Source organism: Cryptosporangium sp. NPDC051539 (assembly GCF_044454545.1).
In the GTDB taxonomy this organism is placed as follows: Bacteria; Actinomycetota; Actinomycetes; order Mycobacteriales; family Cryptosporangiaceae; genus Cryptosporangium.
The window spans coordinates 173718-191594 of sequence record NZ_JBITDV010000002.1 but is presented as its reverse complement, the minus strand read 5'-3'; the positions used below and the strand labels follow the sequence as shown (position 1 = coordinate 191594).

The following is a 17877-nucleotide window of genomic DNA, read 5'->3' as shown; positions in this document are numbered from 1 at the left end:
GGCCGGGGCCGGATTCGAACGGGCCGGGGCGGCCTGGGCCGGTGGGGCGGACACGGAATCCAGCGGTGGCAGCGGCGGGAGCTCCGAGAAGTCGATCGAACGGGTCGTCGGCTCCTCCAGCGCCCCCGGCGCCGAGGTTCTGTCCGGCGCCGGAGGAGGCACCGGCGGAACGTCGGGAGAGGCGTTCCGGCGAGACGGATCGGGCAGGGCAGGAAAGATTTGCTCGGACATTCGCCTCAGGCAGGTCGAAAGCGGTCGATTTCCAGGTTCCAACTCAAGGCTACGCCGGGATCATTTCCCGACGCGCCCCCGCACAGCGCTACCCGGCGATCCCCTCGCGAACACACGTCGGGCGTGTCAAGAGAGTGCCGATTTCACCGGGTACCGGCGAGGACAAACCCCGCCGCAGGTCAGCGCACATGTGACGGAACGAACGGCGGATCCACGATCCGCACCCGCGACCGCCGCCCCCGCACGTCGATCGTCAACTCGCCCCCGGGTGCCGCCCCCGACGCCGTCTCCAGCAACGCCAGCCCGATCCCGACCTTCCGCGTCGGCGAGAACGTGCCCGACGTCACGACCCCGACCTGAGCGCCGTCGGCGTCCAGCACCGCCATCCCCGGCCGGGGGATCCCCCGATCCAGCGACTCCAGCCCGGCCAGCCGCCGCGCCGGGCCGGACTCCTTCTCCGCCAGCAGCGCCTCGCGTCCCCAGAACGCCGGTTTCTTCCAGCCGACGGCCCACCCGCTCCGGGCCTGCACCGGGCTGATCTCCCGGGAGAGGTCCTGCCCGTGCAGCGGGTACCCCATCTCCGTGCGCAGCGTGTCCCGCGCACCCAGCCCGGCCGGACGCACACCCAACGCGTCCCCGGCCCCGAGCAACGCGTCCCACAGCGGCTCGGCGTAGTTCGCACGCGGCAGCAGCTCGTAGCCGTGCTCGCCGGTGTAGCCGGTCCGGCAGACGATCACCGGCACGCCTTCGTGCTCGGCCTCGACGAACCCCATGTACTCGTGGTCGGCCGGCAGGCCGAGCGACGACAGCAGCGCCGCCGACTCCGGCCCCTGCACCGCCAGCACCGCGTATTCGGTGTGCAGATCCGTCACCGTCACCCCGGCGGGTGCCGCGGCCGCCAGCAGCCCCACGACCGCCCCGGTATTCGCCGCGTTCGGCACCAGGAACACCCGGTCGTCCGCGTAGTAGTAGGCGATCAGGTCGTCGACCACGCCGCCGGACTCCTCGCAGCACAGCGTGTACTGCGCTTTCCCCGGTCCGATCCGGTCGAGGTCGTTGGTCAGGCAGGCGTTGACGAACGCGGCCGCCCCGGGCCCGGCGACGAGCGCCTTCCCGAGGTGCGACACGTCGAACACCCCGACCGCGTTCCGCACCGCGGTGTGCTCGTCGATCACCCCGCTGTACTGCAGCGGCATCTCCCAGCCGCCGAACTCGGCGAACTTCGCACCGAGCGCGACGTGCCGATCGTGCAGCGGGGAACGCCGCAGGCCGTGCGAATCAGAAGCGTTTGCGGGCGCGGCGGTGTGGCCACTCGGGTCGCTGCTGGTCATGCTGGCGAACGTACCGCCAGGGTCTGCCGTACCCGACCCGGGTGCCGCGCCGTAGCATCGCCGAGGCACCGTACCGAGCTCTGGAGCGAGAATGACGCGACCCACCGAGGCAGCTGTGCTGACCGTCTCCGCCGCCGGCGCCGTCGACGCCGAGGTCGACGCCGTCGTGATCGGCGTTCACCGTGACGGAGACCAGCTCGGTCTCGGTCCCGGCGCGGTCGGCGTGGACGCGGCGCTCGGCGGCAGACTCCTCGACGTGCTCGCCCGGCTCGGCGCGAGCGGGGTCGCCGGTGAGGTGGTCAAGGTGGCCACGCTCGGCGCCACGACCGCCCCGGTCGTCGCCGCGGTCGGCCTCGGCCCGGTGGAGCCCGCTCCCGGTGCCCCGGCGCCGCACGAGAACTACCGGCGCGCCGCCGGTGCCGCGATCCGCGCGCTGACCGGCACCGACCGCGTCGGCCTGGCCCTGGTCGACTCCGACCCGACGCTCACCCAGGCGGTTCTCGAGGGTGCCGCGCTCGCCGCCTACGACTTCGTCCAGTACAAGAGCGAGCTCGCACCCACCTACCGTCCGCCGGTCCGCGAGATCGTCTACCTGGCCGACGCGACCGGCCGCGGTGACGTCGAACTGCAGACCGAGACCGACCGCGCCAAGGCGGTCGTCGACGCGGTCCGCCTCGCCCGCGACTGGATCAACACCCCGCCGAACGACCTCCGTCCGCCGACGTTCGCCGCGCAGGCCGCGGCCGCCGCCGTCGAGGCCGGCCTCGAGGTCGAAGTGCTCGATACGGACGCTCTGGTGGCCGGCGGTTACGGCGGCATCCTGGCCGTCGGGCTGGGTTCGGCCGCGGGCCCGCAGCTGGTCCGGATCGCGTGGAACCCGCCGGAGAGCACCAAGCACGTCGCTCTCGTCGGCAAGGGCATCACGTTCGACACCGGCGGCATCTCGATCAAGCCGGCCCAGGGCATGCAGGACATGAAGAGCGACATGTCCGGCGCGGCGGTCGTCGTCGCCACGATGACCGCGATCGCCCGGCTGCAGCCGGCCGTGAAGGTCACCGCCTACGTGCCGATGGCCGAGAACATGCCGTCCGGTTCGGCCTACCGCCCCGGCGACGTCGTGACGATGTACGGCGGCACCCGCGTCGAAGTGCTCAACACCGACGCCGAGGGCCGGATGATCCTGGCGGACGCGATCGCGCGCGCCGGCGAGGACTCCCCCGACTACATCGTCGAGACCTCGACGCTCACCGGCGGCCAGATCGTGTCGCTCGGCGAGCGGATCTCGGGCGTGATGGGGTCGGACGGGCTCAGCGGGCGCGTGAAGGACGCCGGTGGGCGGACCGGCGAGCCGATGTGGCCGATGCCGCTGCCGGACGAGGTGCGCTCGGGCATGGACTCCGCGATCGCCGACGTCACCCAGATCAACGCCGGTTTCGACCGGGCCGGGCACATGCTGCAGGGCGGGTCGTTCCTGTCACGGTTCATCCCGGACGGCGTCGAGTGGGTGCACATCGACATCGCCGGACCCTCCTACAACACCAAGACCCCGCACGGCTACACCCCCAAGGGCGGCACCGGAATCCCCCTCCGGACTCTCCTGGCACTCGTGGAAGACATCGCCCGAGAAGGCTAGGCGCCACCGCGCGCCCATGGTTCTGACCTGGAGCCCGCCGAGGGCAAGCGTGACAGTCGAGCGCGCCGACGTCGCGACATCAGGGCCGTCTCAAGGAGGCGCGCTCGCCTGTCAGGCTTGTTCTCGGCGGGCCGCCTCCCGACGGGACCATTCGCGCATTCGGTTGGGGTAGCCGACCGCGGCGACGTCGTAGACCGGCATGCTCAGGCGCTGGCCGAGCTTGCGGGCGTCGTCCGGGCTGCCGATCCGGCGGCGGGTCCACTCGCCGTCGGCGGCGATGAGGATCACCGTCATCGCGGTCACGTTCGTCCGCGGCTCGACGAAGGCCTCGACCCCACGCCGGGTCCGGGCGAACTCCTCCAGATGAGCGAGGTCTTCGCGCTGGGCACCGCGCGGCGTCCCCGGCCGGGAGTTCTTACGACGCTTCAACCAACTCACGCCGGCCACCTCCTCCGTTTTCAGTGTAGGCAACCGGCACTACCTGCGGACTCCTCGTCGCGGAACGGCCCCACGTCGCGCATCGGCAGCGCCGAGTGACAAGATTGGGCGAGATTGTCGGACGGAGCAGGAGACGCAGTGGGCGGAGGGCGGCCAGCGCACGACATCGTCGTACTCGGCGGTGGTAGTGGCGGCTACTCCTGCGCGCTCCGCGCGGCGGAACTGGGTCTCTCCGTCGTCCTCGTCGAGCGGGACAAACTCGGTGGAACGTGTTTGCACCGGGGCTGCATCCCGACCAAGGCGCTGCTGCACGCCGGTGAAGTCGCCGACACCACCCGCGAGGCGTCCCGGTTCGGTATCCGGGCCGAGTTCCTCGGCGTCGATCTGGCCGCGGTCACGGCGTACCAGGACAGCGTCGTCACGAAGATGTACAAGGGCCTGACCGGCCTGGTCGCGAGCCGCGGCATCACGGTGGTCGAGGGTTCCGGGCGGCTGACGTCCCCGACGACCGTCCAGGTCGGCGACGACGTGTACGAGGCCGGTCACGTCGTGCTCGCCACCGGTTCCGCGCCCAGCACACTGCCCGGCCTCGAGATCGACGGGCAGCACGTCCTCACGAGCGACCACGCCCTGCGCCTCGACCGGGTCCCGGCCCGCACGGTGATCCTCGGCGGCGGCGTCATCGGGGTGGAGTTCGCCAGCGCCTGGCGCTCCCTCGGTGCCGAGGTCACGATCGTGGAGGCACTGCCGAGGCTGCTCCCCGCCGAGGAGGAGTCGTCGTCCCGCCGGCTCGAGCGTGCGTTCCGCCGTCGCGGGATCGGTTTCCGCACCGGCGTGCGCTTCCAGGCCGTCGAACGTCGCGCCTCCGCCGACGCCGGCGAGGCAGGCGTCGTCGTTTCGCTGGCGGACGGGAGCACGCTCGAGGCGGACGTGTTGCTGGTCGCGGTCGGCCGCGGGCCGGTGTCGGAAGGTCTCGGTTACGCCGAGGCGGGCGTGGCGATGGACCGCGGTCACGTGGTCGTCGACGGGTTGTGCCGGACGAACGTGCCGACCGTGTCGGCGGTGGGCGACCTGATCCCCACGCCGCAGCTGGCGCACGTCGGTTTCGCCGAAGGAATCCTGGTGGCCGAGCGGGTGGCCGGGCTGCCGGTCGCGCCGATCGACTACGCGGGTGTCCCCCGCGTCACGTACTCGGAGCCGGAAGTCGCGTCGGTCGGTCTCACCACGACCCAGGCGCGCGCCCGGGGCCACGAGATCGAGGAAGTCCAGTACGACCTCGCCGGAAACGGCAAGGCGACGATTCTGCGGGCCGCCGGTGCGGTTACTGTGCTACGCGCCAAGGACGGTCCGGTGCTCGGTGTCCATCTGGTCGGCAGCCGGATGGGTGAACTGGCCGCCGAGGCCCAGCTGATCTACAACTGGGAAGCATTTCCGGAGGATGTCGCGCCGCTCCTGCATCCGCATCCCACTCAGTCCGAAGCGCTCGGTGAGGCTCATCTCGCGCTGGCGGGGAAGCCTCTGCACGTACACGGGTGACCAACCCGCACAACGATCAAATCGCCCGAATAGTTTGAGGAGCCGCACAGACCATGCCGACCTCCGTCTCCATGCCCGCGCTCGGCGAGTCGGTCACCGAGGGCACCGTGACCCGCTGGCTCAAGCAGGTCGGCGACACCGTCGCCGTCGACGAGCCGCTCCTGGAGGTGTCGACCGACAAGGTCGACACCGAGATCCCCTCGCCGGTCGCCGGCACCCTCCTGTCGATCACCGCGGACGAGGACGCGACGGTGGAGGTCGGCGGCGAGCTCGGCGTCATCGGCGAGGCCGGTGAGGACGCCGGTTCGAGCTCGCCCGCGCCCGCCGAGGAGCCCGCGGCCGAGCCGGAAGAGGCTCCCGCCGCCGAGGCCGAAGCACCCGCCGCCGAGGCTCCGTCGACGGACGCCGAGGAGGAGGCGCCGGCTCCGCAGGCCGAGGCCGCTCCGTCCGGTGGTGGCGAAGGCACCTCGGTGAAGATGCCCGCGCTCGGCGAGTCGGTCACCGAGGGCACCGTGACCCGCTGGCTCAAGCAGGTCGGCGACACCGTCGCCGTCGACGAGCCGCTCCTGGAGGTGTCGACCGACAAGGTCGACACCGAGATCCCCTCGCCGGTCGCCGGCACCCTCCTGTCGATCACCGCGGACGAGGACGCGACGGTGGAGGTCGGCGGCGAGCTCGGCGTGGTCGGCTCGGCCGACGCCGCGCCCGCCCAGTCGCAGCCGGAGCAGCCCGCCCCGGCCGCCCAGGCCGAACCCCAGCCGGAGCCCCGCTCGGAGCCGACGCCCGAGCCGCAGTCGGCGCAGAACCCGACCGCCGACGAGAGCGACGCGCCGGCCCGAGCGGCCGTCGAGTCGACCCCGGCGCAATCGGCTGCACCCGCCTCCGCGCCGGCGCCGTCGCGCGCCCCGGAGGCCACTCCCGCGGCCGGAAGCGCGGACAACGGCCACGGCGCGTACGTGACCCCGCTGGTGCGCAAGCTCGCGGCCGAGCACGGCATCGACCTGGGCAGCGTCGAAGGCACCGGGGTCGGCGGACGCATCCGCAAGCAGGACATCCTCGACGCCGCCGAGGCCAAGAAGGCCGCCGAGGCCGCCCCGGCTCCGGCCGCCGCCGCCCCCGCCGCCGCTCCCGCCGCCGCGCCGAAGGCCCCGGCCCAGCCGTCGCCGCTGCGCGGCCGGACCGAGAAGCTGAGCCGCCTGCGCAAGGTCATCGCGACCCGGATGGTCGAGTCGCTGCAGGTCGCGGCCCAGCTGACCACGGTCGTCGAGGTGGACGTGACGAAGATCGCCAACCTGCGGAAGCAGGCCAAGGCCGACTTCCAGGCCCGGCACGGGGTGAACCTCTCGTTCCTGCCGTTCTTCGCGGTCGCGGCCGTCGAGGCGCTGCAGCAGTACCCGCAGATCAACTCGGTGCTCAACCTGGACGAGGGCACGGTCACCTACCCCGAAGCCGAGCACCTGGGCATCGCGGTCGACACCGAGCGCGGCCTGCTGGTCGCGACGGTCCGGGACGCCGGCGACCTGAACCTGGGCGGCATGGCCCGCAAGATCGCCGACCTCGCCGACCGGACCCGGAACAACAAGGTCAGCCCGGACGAGCTGGCCGGGGCCACGTTCACGCTGACCAACACCGGCAGCCGGGGCGCGCTGTTCGACACCCCGATCATCTTCCAGCCGAACTCGGCCATTCTCGGCACGGGCGCGGTCGTGAAGCGGGCGGTCGTCATCAACGACCCGAACCTGGGTGAGGTCATCGCGCCGCGCTCGATGGTGTACCTGGCGCTGTCGTACGACCACCGGATCGTCGACGGGGCGGACGCCGCGCGCTTCCTCGTCGCGATGAAGGACCGCCTCGAGGGCGGCGCGTTCGAGGGTGAGCTCGGGCTCGCCTGATCCGTCGCCACGCCCGGCCCGGCCCGTCCCGTCAGGGGCGGGCCGGTTCGGCATGTCCCGAGTCGCGGCCGACCGGCCGCCGCGAGAGGATTCAGGCATGCGGATCGTCGTGAGCGGAGCCAGTGGCCTGATCGGAACATCGCTGGTCAACGAGGTGCGGGCGGACGGGCACGAGGTGGTCCGGCTGGTCCGCCGCGAACCCGGCGCGTCCGACGAGGTGCGGTGGAACCCGGCCGCCCACGACCTGTCACCCGACGTCGTCTCCGGTGCCGACGCGGTGGTGCACCTGGCCGGGGCCGGGGTCGGCGACCGGCCCTGGACGCCCGGGTACAAGCGGACGCTCATCGACAGCCGGGTGGACGGCACGACGACGATCGCCGCCGCGATCGCGAACGCCGAGAAGCCGCCGAAAGTGCTGGTGTCGGCGTCGGCGGTGGGCTGGTACGGCGACCGCGGCGACCAGGTCCTGCGCGAGGACGAGCCGGCGGGCACCGGGTTCCTCGCCGACCTCTGCCGGACCTGGGAGAGCGCCACCGCTCCGGCCGAGGAGGCCGGGGTGCGGGTCGCGCACGTCCGTTCCGGTCTGGTGCTGGCGCACTCGGGCGGCCTGCTCGGCCGGATCAAGCCGCTGTTCCAGCTCGGGCTCGGCGGCAAGCTCGGGTCGGGGCGGCAGTACTGGCCGTGGATCTCGCTGCGGGACGAGGTCGCCGCGATCCGATTCGTCCTGGAGAACGACGGCGTGCGCGGGCCGGTGAACCTGACCGGCCCGGAACCGGCCACCAACGCCGAGTTCACCGCCGAACTGGCCCGGCAGCTGCACCGGCCGGCGGTAGTGGCGGTGCCGGCGTTCGCGCTGCGGGCAGCGCTCTGGGGTTTCGCGGACGAGGGCATCCTGGCCGGGCAGCGCGCGATCCCGGCCGTCCTGTCCGAACACGGCTTCTCGTTCGCCGACAGCACGTTGTCTTCCGCCCTGCGCTACGCGCTGGCCTGAGCGTCGAGCAGGCGGCCGAGCGGGAGCGGGTCGCAGACCTCCCGCAGGCCGGCCGCCAGCTCGGACGCCGTAGGACGCTGCGCGGCGCGGTCGGCGAGCGCTGTGGCCAGCACCGAGACCAGCCCCACCGGCACCCCGGAGGCGGCGGCCCGCTGGCCCCAGTCGGCGGGTATTCCGTCTCCGCCCGCCTCGTCCCGGCTCGCTCGCCCGAGCAGCGCGTCCACGATCACGCGGGCCAGGTCGCCGACGTCTTCGCCCCGGGCGCGGACCCCCGCCGAGCGTTTACGGGCGAGTGCCGCCGGTACCAGCGACACGCTCCCGTCGGCCGCCAGACGAACCGCGTGCCGGTTGATCGCGCGGTGCGCCGCGCCGACCGCGTGCGCCGCCGCCAGTTCGTCGGCGATCGGTGCGAACACCGCGACGGCCTCTCCGCACCGCAACCGATCGACCTGCGTGAGTACCTCGTCGAGTGATGTCATGCCGACGGACGCTAGGCCGGATCGACCGGGCCCGCGCCGACCGTCCACAGGGCTAAGTCGGTCAGAAGGACACCGAGTCGATCAACAGAAACAGCAGTCACACAACAAACGAATTCATCCACAGGCAGCCGCGATGAGTGGACACAAACGGGGCGGCGCGCCGTAGTCTCTTCTCGACCGCGGAGTGCGATCGTTCCGGTGTAAGGCGTTCGCGATCGGGGGACGGTGATCGCATGGACCTCTCCACACTCGCCGGGGACCCGACCTCGGAGCCGGACGATCTGGCGGGCGCGGTCGACGCTGCCGCCGGGGAAGTCGCGGCGTTCGGGCCTGTGCTGGGGCTCGTCGACCACGACGCGCCGGCAGTCCGTACCGCGGTGGCCCGTGCACTCCCGCACCTGGCCACGATGGAGATCAATGCCCCGTTCGCACCGCTCGCGGTCGACGCGCTGATCAGCCTGACCGCCGACCCGGTCGGTGACGTGCGGAACTGGGCCTGCTTCGGGCTCGGCACCCAGATGGACGAGATCGACGGCACGACGGTGCGCGAGGCACTGGCCGCCCGCCTCACCGACCGGCACGGCGAGGCGCGCCGCGAGGCGCTGATCGGCTTGGCGCGGCGGCGCGACGCGCGGGCGCTACCGGCGGTCCGGGCCGCGCTCTGCCGCTCCGACGTGTGGTTGCTCGAGGTCGAGGCGGCCGGTGCGCTCGGCGAGCCGTCGCTGCACCCGCTGGTGCTGCGCCACCTCGACGGCTGGGACGGCGGCGCGGCCCGCACGGTCGCCGCGGTCGCCCGGCTCACCGATCCCGACGGGCTCGGCCACGATCTGGTCGACGGGCTCGCGGTCTGGTACCGCTGCGGCGGTCCGCTGGCGGCCGACACCGATCCGGGCTGGTGGCGCATCGCGCTCGATCTGCTCGAGCTCGCGCCGTACCGGGCCGGTGAGCTGGCCGGCGCCGTCGCCGCGCGGCTCGGCAACGATCACCACGCGCTCGACGCACTCGACGACTCGACCCTCGGCGCGATCGCGCGCGCCCACGGTTGGGCCGGAGTCCTGCACTGACCTCCCCCGGCCCGGGTTTCCGGCGCTCGGAGGACTTCCCCGGCGGGTGACCCGGCCGTTGCTCACGCGGCCGGGCCACCCCAACCCGGCCACCCCAACCCGGTCACCCCAGCCCGGTCACCCCAGCCCGGTCACCCCGGCCCGGTCACCCCGGCCCGGTCACTCCAGCCCAGTCACCCCAGCCCAGTCACCCCAGCCCAGTCACCCGAGCCCGGTCACCCGCACCGCTCCCCGGCGTACGCTCCGGACCATGACGGAGATGCTCGAAACCAGCCCCACCGTCGTCCGCCGGCTGGGTCTTATCGACTACCACGAGGCCTGGGCCGAGCAGCGTCGCCTGCACGCCGCGCGGGTCGCCGGCGACGTCGCCGACACCGTCCTGCTGCTCGAGCACCCCGACGTCTACACCGCCGGTCGCCGCACCAAAGACTCCGACCGGCCGTTCGACGGAACCCCGGTGGTCGACGTCGACCGCGGCGGCGAGATCACCTGGCACGGCCCCGGCCAGCTGGTCGGGTACCCGATCGTCCAGCTCCCGCGGCCGCTCGACGTCGTCGCGTACGTGCGGCGCATCGAGGCCATGCTGATCGAGGTCTGCGCCGAACTGGGCGTGGCCACGACCCGGGTCGCCGGCCGCAGCGGCGTCTGGGTCACCGCCGACGAGCGTGGGCCCGACCGGAAGATCGCCGCGATCGGCGTCCGGGTCAGCCGGCGGGTGGCCATGCACGGCTTCGCGCTCAACTGCAACCCCGACATGTCGGGGTTCGGCAACATCGTGCCGTGCGGCATCAACGACGCCGGTGTCACGTCGCTGTCGCTGGAACTGGGCCGCACGGTGACGATCGACGACGTCGTGGCGGTGGTCGAATCCCGCCTCCCGACGCTCGCGGGCGGTCCCGACCGGAACGTTTGAGAAACCGGCTGCGGGGTAACGGGGCGACGGGCGCGCCCCGTGCGTGGTAGGCAAACCCGACCGTATCCGTCCTACCCGGAGGTGGCCCCGTGTCCCAGATGGACGGCGCGCTTCCCGCTACCGACACGTTCGACGCCCTGGCCGTCGAGCCGTGCATCAGCCTCACCACCTACCGGCGGGACGGAACGCCCGTGCCGACGCCGGTCTGGGCGGCCCCGTCCGGAGGAAAGCTGCTCGTCTGGACCGGCTCCGAGTCCGGGAAGGTCAAGCGGCTGCGGCACACGCCGGCCGTCACCGTGGCGCCGTGCGATCGCGACGGGATGCTGCTCGGCGAGCCGAGCGCGGCCCACGCCCGGATCATGCGCCGCGAGGAGATGCCGGCGCTCAAGTCCGCGATGAAGGCCGAGTACGGGTGGCAGTTCCGGTTCGCCGCGCTCGGCGCCGGGATCGGCCGCGCCATCGGTCTGCGGCCGGGTCAGGTCGGCGTGGAGATCACGCTCGACTGATTCGTCCGGCGGGCACCCCTCCAGGGTGAGTTTGACCACCCAACCCGAACCTGCGTTCCGCGACCCGTCGGCGCGGCGGCAACCGGCGTAGGCTTCTCGGCTGTGACGACGGTTCAGCCCGAAGGACGCAAGCTTCTCCGGTTGGAGGCTCGCAACGCGGAGACTCCGATCGAACGCAAGCCACCCTGGATCCGGGTGACGGCCAAGATGGGCCCCGAGTACACCGATCTCAAGGGCCTGGTGAAGCGCGAGGGCCTGCACACGGTCTGCGAAGAGGCCGGCTGCCCGAACATCTACGAATGCTGGGAAGACCGGGAAGCCACGTTCCTGATCGGCGGCGACCAGTGCACCCGCCGGTGTGACTTCTGCCAGATCGCGACCGGCAAGCCGCTGGCCCTCGACCGGGACGAGCCCCGCCGGGTGGCGGAGAGCGTCCAGGCGATGGGCCTGCGGTACGCGACGGTCACCGGCGTCGCCCGCGACGACCAGCCCGACGGTGGTGCGTGGCTCTACGCCGAGACCGTCCGGCAGATCCACGCGTTGAACCCCGGCACCGGCGTCGAACTGCTGGCCCCCGACTTCAACGCGCGGCCCGAGCTGCTCGGCCAGGTGTTCGACTCCGCACCCCAGGTGTTCGCGCACAACATCGAGACGGTGCCGCGGATCTTCAAGCGGATCCGTCCCGGCTTCCGGTACGAGCGTTCGCTCGACGTCATCCGCCAGGCCCGGGACGCCGGCCTGGTCACGAAGTCGAACCTGATCCTGGGCATGGGCGAGGAGCCGGAGGAGGTCACCGGGGCACTGCGCGACCTGCACGCCGCCGGGTGCGACCTCGTCACGATCACGCAGTACCTGCGCCCGTCGTCGCTGCACCACCCGGTGTCGCGCTGGGTCAAGCCGGAGGAGTTCGTCGCGTTCCGCGAGCAGGCCGAGGAGATCGGCTTCGCGGGCGTGCTCTCCGGGCCGCTGGTGCGCTCCTCCTACCGCGCCGGCCGGCTGTACCAGCAGGCCATCGAGGCGCGGGCGACCAGCGCCGTCCAGTGACAGGTGTCCCGGAGCAGATATCCGCAGGACACACATCCGACATGTCGGTCCGGCAGGATGAGCATGCGGAAAGCGAAGATCTCACTACTTTCAGTAAGCAGGAGGTGCCCGTGACTCCGGTCGAGCCGCTCCGCCAACTGTTCACGACCGCGATCGCACTGCTCCCCGAGGGGGGCCAGCGCACCGCGCGCCGGAACGCCTGGGCGGCGATGAGCGAAGACAATCGTCGAGCCCGCGATCGCCGGGAGGCTGCCGCCGCGTTCGCGGCCCCCGACGGATCTCTTCATCGTTTGACCCGCTGAGGCGCAACCTCCCGGTTCTGTGGACGCACAGACCGCTCTAGACTTGAGGTATGGCCTCCACCAACCCCGAGAAAGTCGGCTTCCGCCAGCGGATCCGGCAGATCATTCAGGTTTTCCAGTTCGTCCGGGGGCACGATCGTCTGATCGTTCCGCTGATGCTGGCGGCCTTCCTCGTGCCGCTGCTCGTCGGCGTCGGGGTGGCCTGGTTCACCAGCCTGTGGGTGCTGATCCCGCTCGCTGTGCTGATCGCGGTCCTCGCCACGCTGATCGTGTTCAGCCGCCGGGTGCAGACGGCCACGTATGCGCAGGTCGAGGGGCAGCCCGGGGCGGCACTGGCGGTGCTCGAGTCGATGCCGGGCAACCGCAACCAGAAGAACTGGAAGTTCACCCCGGCCGTGCAGATCAGCCAGCAGCAGGACGTCGTCCACCGGGTCGTCGGCCGGCCGGGCGTCATCCTGCTCGCGGAGGGTGCGCCGCACCGCGTCAAGCCGCTCGTGAACCAGGAGCGCAAGCGCGTCAGCCGCGTGCTGACCGACGTGCCGGTGTACGACGTGCTGGTCGGCGAGGACGACGACAAGGTCTCGATCCGGAAGCTGCAGTCGCACCTGCAGAAGCTGCCGAAGAACCTGACGCCGGGCCAGGTCGGTCAGGTCGCGCAGCGCTTGCAGGGGCTGGGCGGCGCCCGCCCGCCGATCCCCAAGGGTCCGATGCCGAAGTCGGCGCGGGCCATGAAAGGCGCCAAACAACAAATGTACCGGGGGCGGTGAGCGGCCTGCTGAGGGCGGCGCTGCCGAGCGGGAGTCAGGCGCCGCGGGTTCGGGTGACTATCGAGCCTACGACCTTGTCGTGGTAGCGGCGGCCGTCGGCGGACGGGACCAGCACCGGGATCACGATGATGATCAGCAGCGTGCGCAGGAGCGCCCGGCCGAGGCCGATCGGGCGCCCGTCGGCGACACCCTCGACGCGCATTCCGAGCACCCGCAGGCCCGGTGATTCGCCGAACAGCCCGGTGAATCCGGTGTAGGCCACCAGGAACACCAGCGTGCTCCAGCCGCCCGGCGGGTCGGGGTAGGTGAAGAGTCCGGCGACCAGCGAGCAGAGCACCGAGTCCACCAGGAACGCCACGAACCGGCGTCCGAACGTTCCGGTGGGCAGCTCAGTCGTCCTCGCACTCACGAGCGAAGCCTAGCGGCATTACGCAGCGTCGCCGCTTCGTCCTAAGCTGTCCAAAAATGGGCACTCCTGCCTTCGTACCGTCACCCTGGTTAACATCCGCGAAACTGATGGGACATTGGCAGGCAACCGGCGCTTCCTACGTTGTGGCAAGCGACCCACACTGACGGAGGATGGATGTTTTCCCAGCCCGACGAACTACTCCGGTACATCCAGGACGAGGGCGTGCGGTTCATCGACGTCCGGTTCTGCGACCTCCCGGGTGTCATGCAGCACTTCACGGTTCCGATCGAGTCATTCGACGCGGACATCCTCGAGGAGGGGCTGGCGTTCGACGGGTCGTCGATCCGTGGTTTCCAGCAGATCCACGAGTCCGACATGCTCCTCCTGCCCGACGTCTCGACGGCGTTCATCGACCCGTTCCGGGTGAACAAGACCGTCGCGCTGAACTTCTTCATCGCCGACCCGTTCACCCGCGAGGCCTACTCGCGTGACCCGCGCAACATCGCCAAGAAGGCCGAGCAGTACCTGGCCAGCAGCGGCATCGCCGACACCGCGTACTTCGGCGCCGAGGCGGAGTTCTACATCTTCGACTCGATCCGCTTCGACACCAACCAGCACAGCTCGTACTACTACGTCGACTCCGTCGAGGGCGCCTGGAACAGCGGCCGCGACGAAGAGGGCGGCAACCGGGGTTACAAGACCAACTACAAGGGTGGGTACTTCCCCGTTCCGCCGGTCGACCACTTCGCCGACCTGCGCGACGAGATGGTGAACAAGCTGCAGCAGGTCGGCATCACGGTCGAGCGCGGCCACCACGAGGTCGGCACCGGCGGCCAGGCCGAGATCAACTACAAGTTCTCGACGCTGCTGCACTCCGCCGACAACCTGATGCTGTTCAAGTACGTCATCAAGAACACCGCGTGGAACGCCGGCAAGACCGTCACCTTCATGCCGAAGCCCCTCTTCGGTGACAACGGCTCGGGTATGCACACCCACCAGAGCCTGTGGAAGGACGGCAACCCGCTCATGTACGACGAGGTCGGCTACGCCGGTCTCTCGGACATCGCGCGCTGGTACATCGGCGGTCTGCTCAAGCACGCCCCGTCGCTGCTCGCGTTCACCAACCCGACCGTCAACTCGTACCGGCGTCTCGTGCCGGGTTACGAGGCCCCGGTCAACCTGGTCTACTCGCAGCGCAACCGCTCAGCCTGCACCCGTATCCCGATCGTGGCCAGCCCGAAGGCCAAGCGCATCGAGTTCCGCGTGCCCGACCCGTCGGCCAACCCGTACCTCGCGTTCTCCGCGATGCTGATGGCCGGCCTCGACGGCATCAAGAACAAGATCGAGCCGCCGACGCCGGTCGACAAGGACCTCTACGAGCTCCCGCCGGACGAGCTGGCCGAGGTCTCGCAGGTGCCCGGTTCGCTCACCGAGGTGCTCGACCGCCTCGAGGTCGACCACGACTACCTGCTCGAGGGCAACGTCTTCACGCCCGACCTGATCTCGACCTGGATCGAGTACAAGCGGGCCAACGAGGTCGACCCGGTCCGCCTGCGCCCGACCCCGCACGAGTTCGCCCTGTACTACGACATCTAGTACCACGACATTTAGTACTACGACGTCTGATCGGTCTGCGTCACCGTTAGTGCCGTCGCTGGGCCGCCGGCTCGCCGCTGTGGAGTTCCGCAGCGCCGGGTCGGCGGCCTTCGTCGTCACCGGGTCGCGATCGCCACGTGCACGCCCTGCGCGGGCACCGCCCGGCCCGGGCGACCGGGATTCACCGGGCTTCTCACCCTTCGCGGGCACGCCGATACCGCCACCAGAGCATGACCGCGCGCGCGGCCGCCTCGCGCGTCCAGTACGTCTCCGGCCACGGCAGCGACTCACCGGCCGGGCAGATCCACCACTCGCCGGTGCCCAGCACGCCGAGCACCGCGATCGGCTCCGCCTCCCGTGACAGCAGCCAGCGGTTCCGCTCGTGCGGCCGGATCCGCCACGGCGAATCGGGCTCGGCCGGCCCGGAGTCGAACCAGGGGTTGTACTCGGTCATCGGGACGTTCCTCCCCCGCTGCGGGCCGGCGGTTCCGGCGCCCGGGGCCAGAGAAGTCTGTCCGGGGAAATGTCCGACGGCGCTTCTAAGATGCCGGGCACCGGACGGACAGCCGGACAGCGACGGCGGAGAGGAGCCGGGCCGTGGAGCGCAACGGTAGAGCGTCGGCGGTGTCGGACGCAGTCCGGTTGGCCACGGTGCTGCGGCAGTACCGCGCCCGGTGCGGGCTCACCCAGCGCGAGCTGGCCCGGCGTACCGGTTACAGCCGGTCGAGCGTCGCCAATGCCGAGTCCGGCGAGGTCCGGTCGGCCGAGTTCTACCGTCGCTGCGACGAGGCGCTCACCGCCGGAGGAGCGATCCTCGCCGTGCGCCGGTCGCTCGAGGCACCCGCTCCGGCCCCGGCGCCCCCGTCGAGCCCGACCGCCGAGCGCCTGCGTCAGGCTCCGGTCGCCGAGGCCCTCGCCCACCTGCGGCGGCACTGGTCACTGCTGGCGCGCGCCGAGACGCTCCTCGGCCCCGAGGCGGCGCTTCCCACCGTGCTCGAGCACCTCGCCACACTGGCGACGCTGGTCGCTTCCGCGACCGGGCCCACGCGGTCGGCGCTGCTGTCGCTGTCGGCCCGTTACGCCTCCACGGCGTCCCGTCTTCATTCGGACGCCGGGCAGGCCGGCACCGCGAGCCTGTGGGCCGGGCGCGCGCTGGAATGGGCGCACGAGTCCGGTGACCGCCGCACGCTGGCCTGGGCGCTCGCCCGGCGGGGCCGGGCCTGCGCCGCCGCGGGCGACGACGTGCGGGCGCTGGCCTTCGCGCTGGCGGCGGCCAGGGCCCGCACGTCCGCCACGGCCGCCCGCGGCGCGCTCAGCAGCGCGAGCGCCAGGGCCGGTCGAACGTCCCGGTCAGGAAGTACTGGCCGCCGCGCTGAAGCCGCACCTTCACCCACTGGCCGTCCGGCTCGATACAGCCGTCCGGCCCGCGCAGGGTGAGCCAGGGAGACCAGCGGACGCGCACCGTGAGGTCGGTGGCGACCGGGCTGGTGAACCGCACCCCGGTCGCGCCCGACGACACCAGCTGCCCCGGGTACGGCACCAGCGACGGGCCGCCGACCACCCGGTAGAGCGACCAGTCGCTGTTCTCCCACAGTTTCCGCAGGTACGAGAGGTTCGCCTCGATCAGCGCGGCCTCTTCCCGCCCGGCCGGGTCGAGCTTCGACTCACGCGGCACCGCGACGTAGGTGACCGCGTTCTCGTACAGCCAGGAGAGGTAGGTGGCCGGCGTCAGCGTGTCGTCGTAGAAGAGCCCGTTGCGATCCACGTCGACCTGGCGCTCCCACCCCCGCGCGATCGGGACGACGTCGGCGACGTACGTGGACTCCCAGTGGTCGCGCAGCGGCACCACCTCGACCCGGCCGACCGGGCCGCGGGCCTGCAGCTGGTCGGTGAGCGGCTGGAAGTAGAGCCGGCCGGCCTCCCTGGCCCCGGCGTATGCGAGGTCGCTCCCGACCAGTGGCGGCTGCCACCAGCAGAACAGCGCGACGACCCCGACGAGCAGCCGCCGGTCGAGCGTCGAGACCGCCACGGCCACCGGCGCGGCGAACAACATCGAGAGCCGGACGACGTTGCTGCCGACGGGGCTGTGCGAGTAATACGTCGCCACCGCGCCGGCCGCGGCGAGCACCGCCCCGATCCGCACGGCCTGGTAGCCCCGCCGGGGCACCAGCAGCACCACCGCGAGGCAGGCGGCGACGCAGACCTTCATCGACTCCTCGCTGAACGGCTGGACACCGCCGTCGCGGAAGATGAACGTCGGCACCGTCATCGCGATCGCCGCACCGACCCCGAGCACCAGCCCCTCGACGACGACGCCCGACAGCAGCAGCGCCGCTCCGCACACCCCGACGAAGAGCCCGGCGACCGGGCTGGCCGCGGTGCTGGCCGCGGCCAGGAGACCGGCCAGCACCAGCTCCCACCGGCTCGCCCGGGGCCGGAGCAGGGCGCGCGCCCAGTGCGCGGACGGGTCGTAGGGCGGCCGGTAGCGATGCGCCGAGGCGGCGATCACACACAGCGCGAGCATGCCGAGCGCGATTCCCATCGCGAACGTCGTCCTGCCGCTGACCAGGTTGAACACGCCGGTGACAGCGCCGAGGACGCCCGCCGTCAGCGGACGCCGGGCACCGACCTGGGCGAGCAGCCAGGCGAACGCGACCGCCGAGACGATGACCGAGATCGCGCCGACGCCCCGGGAGCCGAAGATCGCGTTCGCGGGACCGGTGAACGCGCTGTACCCGAACGGGT

The 17877-nt window shown here is 71.7% G+C and carries 17 protein-coding genes; 12 read left to right on the top strand and 5 right to left on the bottom strand.

The window, feature by feature from the left end; all coding sequences use genetic code 11:
- Nucleotides 1-410: 410 nt before the first annotated feature.
- Nucleotides 411-1562 carry a glycine cleavage system aminomethyltransferase GcvT gene (gcvT, locus tag ACIBZJ_RS06830; RefSeq protein ID WP_395926385.1) on the bottom strand — a complete coding sequence of 384 codons (1152 nt, stop codon included), beginning with the start codon at nt 1560-1562 and terminating at the stop codon, nt 411-413.
- 91 nt (nt 1563-1653) lie between these two features.
- On the opposite strand from gcvT, the gene ACIBZJ_RS06825 reads away from it, so the two are divergent.
- A complete protein-coding gene (locus ACIBZJ_RS06825) occupies nt 1654-3195 on the top strand; it encodes a leucyl aminopeptidase (RefSeq protein ID WP_395926383.1) in 1542 nt (513 codons plus the stop codon).
- A 111-nt stretch (nt 3196-3306) separates the two neighbouring features.
- Here ACIBZJ_RS06825 and ACIBZJ_RS06820 read toward each other — a convergent pair whose 3' ends face one another.
- Nucleotides 3307-3633, bottom strand: coding sequence for a hypothetical protein (locus ACIBZJ_RS06820; protein ID WP_395926380.1), 327 nt, complete (start codon nt 3631-3633; stop codon nt 3307-3309).
- A 138-nt stretch (nt 3634-3771) separates the two neighbouring features.
- On the opposite strand from ACIBZJ_RS06820, the gene lpdA reads away from it, so the two are divergent.
- The 3 genes from lpdA (at nt 3772) to ACIBZJ_RS06805 (ending at nt 8052) form a co-directional block, all read left to right on the top strand.
- Entirely contained in the window at nt 3772-5169 is a 1398-nt protein-coding gene (gene lpdA, locus ACIBZJ_RS06815; RefSeq protein WP_395926377.1) for a dihydrolipoyl dehydrogenase, read from the top strand.
- 53 nt (nt 5170-5222) lie between these two features.
- Nucleotides 5223-7061 (top strand): 2-oxoglutarate dehydrogenase, E2 component, dihydrolipoamide succinyltransferase, encoded by a 1839-nt coding sequence (gene sucB, locus ACIBZJ_RS06810; RefSeq protein ID WP_395926375.1) that lies wholly within the window; start codon nt 5223-5225, stop codon nt 7059-7061.
- Between the two features lie 97 nt (nt 7062-7158).
- Nucleotides 7159-8052, top strand: coding sequence for a TIGR01777 family oxidoreductase (locus ACIBZJ_RS06805; RefSeq protein ID WP_395926373.1), 894 nt, complete (start codon nt 7159-7161; stop codon nt 8050-8052).
- Here the strand turns inward: ACIBZJ_RS06805 and ACIBZJ_RS06800 are convergent.
- Nucleotides 8037-8531 (bottom strand): hypothetical protein, encoded by a 495-nt coding sequence (locus ACIBZJ_RS06800; RefSeq protein ID WP_395926371.1) that lies wholly within the window; start codon nt 8529-8531, stop codon nt 8037-8039. The genes ACIBZJ_RS06805 and ACIBZJ_RS06800 overlap by 16 nt on opposite strands.
- 233 nt (nt 8532-8764) lie before the next feature.
- Here ACIBZJ_RS06800 and ACIBZJ_RS06795 point away from each other — a divergent pair, with 233 nt between their 5' ends.
- From ACIBZJ_RS06795 to ACIBZJ_RS06770, 6 genes are all read left to right on the top strand, one after another.
- Nucleotides 8765-9595 (top strand): hypothetical protein, encoded by an 831-nt coding sequence (locus ACIBZJ_RS06795; RefSeq protein WP_395926369.1) that lies wholly within the window; start codon nt 8765-8767, stop codon nt 9593-9595.
- A 259-nt stretch (nt 9596-9854) separates the two neighbouring features.
- A complete protein-coding gene (lipB, locus tag ACIBZJ_RS06790; protein ID WP_395927732.1) occupies nt 9855-10508 on the top strand; it encodes a lipoyl(octanoyl) transferase LipB in 654 nt (217 codons plus the stop codon).
- A gap of 98 nt (nt 10509-10606) precedes the next feature.
- Nucleotides 10607-11014 carry a PPOX class F420-dependent oxidoreductase gene (locus tag ACIBZJ_RS06785; RefSeq protein WP_395927730.1) on the top strand — a complete coding sequence of 136 codons (408 nt, stop codon included), beginning with the start codon at nt 10607-10609 and terminating at the stop codon, nt 11012-11014.
- Between the two features lie 102 nt (nt 11015-11116).
- Nucleotides 11117-12058 carry a lipoyl synthase gene (lipA, locus tag ACIBZJ_RS06780; protein WP_395926367.1) on the top strand — a complete coding sequence of 314 codons (942 nt, stop codon included), beginning with the start codon at nt 11117-11119 and terminating at the stop codon, nt 12056-12058.
- Between the two features lie 110 nt (nt 12059-12168).
- Nucleotides 12169-12360 (top strand): hypothetical protein, encoded by a 192-nt coding sequence (locus tag ACIBZJ_RS06775; protein WP_395926365.1) that lies wholly within the window; start codon nt 12169-12171, stop codon nt 12358-12360.
- Between the two features lie 50 nt (nt 12361-12410).
- On the top strand, nt 12411-13127 hold the full coding sequence (locus ACIBZJ_RS06770) for a DUF4191 domain-containing protein (protein ID WP_395926363.1): 717 nt from the start codon (nt 12411-12413) through the stop codon (nt 13125-13127).
- A 34-nt stretch (nt 13128-13161) separates the two neighbouring features.
- On the opposite strand, the gene ACIBZJ_RS06765 is transcribed toward ACIBZJ_RS06770, so the two are convergent.
- The gene (locus tag ACIBZJ_RS06765) at nt 13162-13536 is read right to left on the bottom strand and encodes an RDD family protein (protein ID WP_395926361.1); all 375 of its coding nucleotides are present in this window, start codon (nt 13534-13536) and stop codon (nt 13162-13164) included.
- 174 nt (nt 13537-13710) lie between these two features.
- Between ACIBZJ_RS06765 and glnA the strand changes: the two genes are divergently transcribed.
- A complete protein-coding gene (gene glnA, locus ACIBZJ_RS06760) occupies nt 13711-15132 on the top strand; it encodes a type I glutamate--ammonia ligase (protein WP_395926359.1) in 1422 nt (473 codons plus the stop codon).
- Between the two features lie 193 nt (nt 15133-15325).
- Here glnA and ACIBZJ_RS06755 read toward each other — a convergent pair whose 3' ends face one another.
- Nucleotides 15326-15586, bottom strand: coding sequence for a hypothetical protein (locus ACIBZJ_RS06755; protein ID WP_395926357.1), 261 nt, complete (start codon nt 15584-15586; stop codon nt 15326-15328).
- Nucleotides 15587-15729: 143 nt separating this feature from the next.
- Here ACIBZJ_RS06755 and ACIBZJ_RS06750 point away from each other — a divergent pair, with 143 nt between their 5' ends.
- Nucleotides 15730-16569 carry a helix-turn-helix transcriptional regulator gene (locus ACIBZJ_RS06750; RefSeq protein ID WP_395926355.1) on the top strand — a complete coding sequence of 280 codons (840 nt, stop codon included), beginning with the start codon at nt 15730-15732 and terminating at the stop codon, nt 16567-16569.
- Nucleotides 16570-17877 lie beyond the last annotated feature (1308 nt).

Coding starts and splice junctions, on each gene's coding strand:
- ACIBZJ_RS06785 (WP_395927730.1), top strand. CDS start 10,607: ATGGACGGCGCGCTTCCCGCTACCGACACGTTCGACGCCCTGGCCGTC.
- ACIBZJ_RS06800 (WP_395926371.1), bottom strand. CDS start 8,531: ATGACATCACTCGACGAGGTACTCACGCAGGTCGATCGGTTGCGGTGC.
- ACIBZJ_RS06825 (WP_395926383.1), top strand. CDS start 1,654: ATGACGCGACCCACCGAGGCAGCTGTGCTGACCGTCTCCGCCGCCGGC.
- ACIBZJ_RS06805 (WP_395926373.1), top strand. CDS start 7,159: ATGCGGATCGTCGTGAGCGGAGCCAGTGGCCTGATCGGAACATCGCTG.
- ACIBZJ_RS06770 (WP_395926363.1), top strand. CDS start 12,411: ATGGCCTCCACCAACCCCGAGAAAGTCGGCTTCCGCCAGCGGATCCGG.
- ACIBZJ_RS06755 (WP_395926357.1), bottom strand. CDS start 15,586: ATGACCGAGTACAACCCCTGGTTCGACTCCGGGCCGGCCGAGCCCGAT.
- glnA (WP_395926359.1), top strand. CDS start 13,711: ATGTTTTCCCAGCCCGACGAACTACTCCGGTACATCCAGGACGAGGGC.
- ACIBZJ_RS06795 (WP_395926369.1), top strand. CDS start 8,765: ATGGACCTCTCCACACTCGCCGGGGACCCGACCTCGGAGCCGGACGAT.
- lipB (WP_395927732.1), top strand. CDS start 9,855: ATGCTCGAAACCAGCCCCACCGTCGTCCGCCGGCTGGGTCTTATCGAC.
- sucB (WP_395926375.1), top strand. CDS start 5,223: ATGCCGACCTCCGTCTCCATGCCCGCGCTCGGCGAGTCGGTCACCGAG.
- gcvT (WP_395926385.1), bottom strand. CDS start 1,562: ATGACCAGCAGCGACCCGAGTGGCCACACCGCCGCGCCCGCAAACGCT.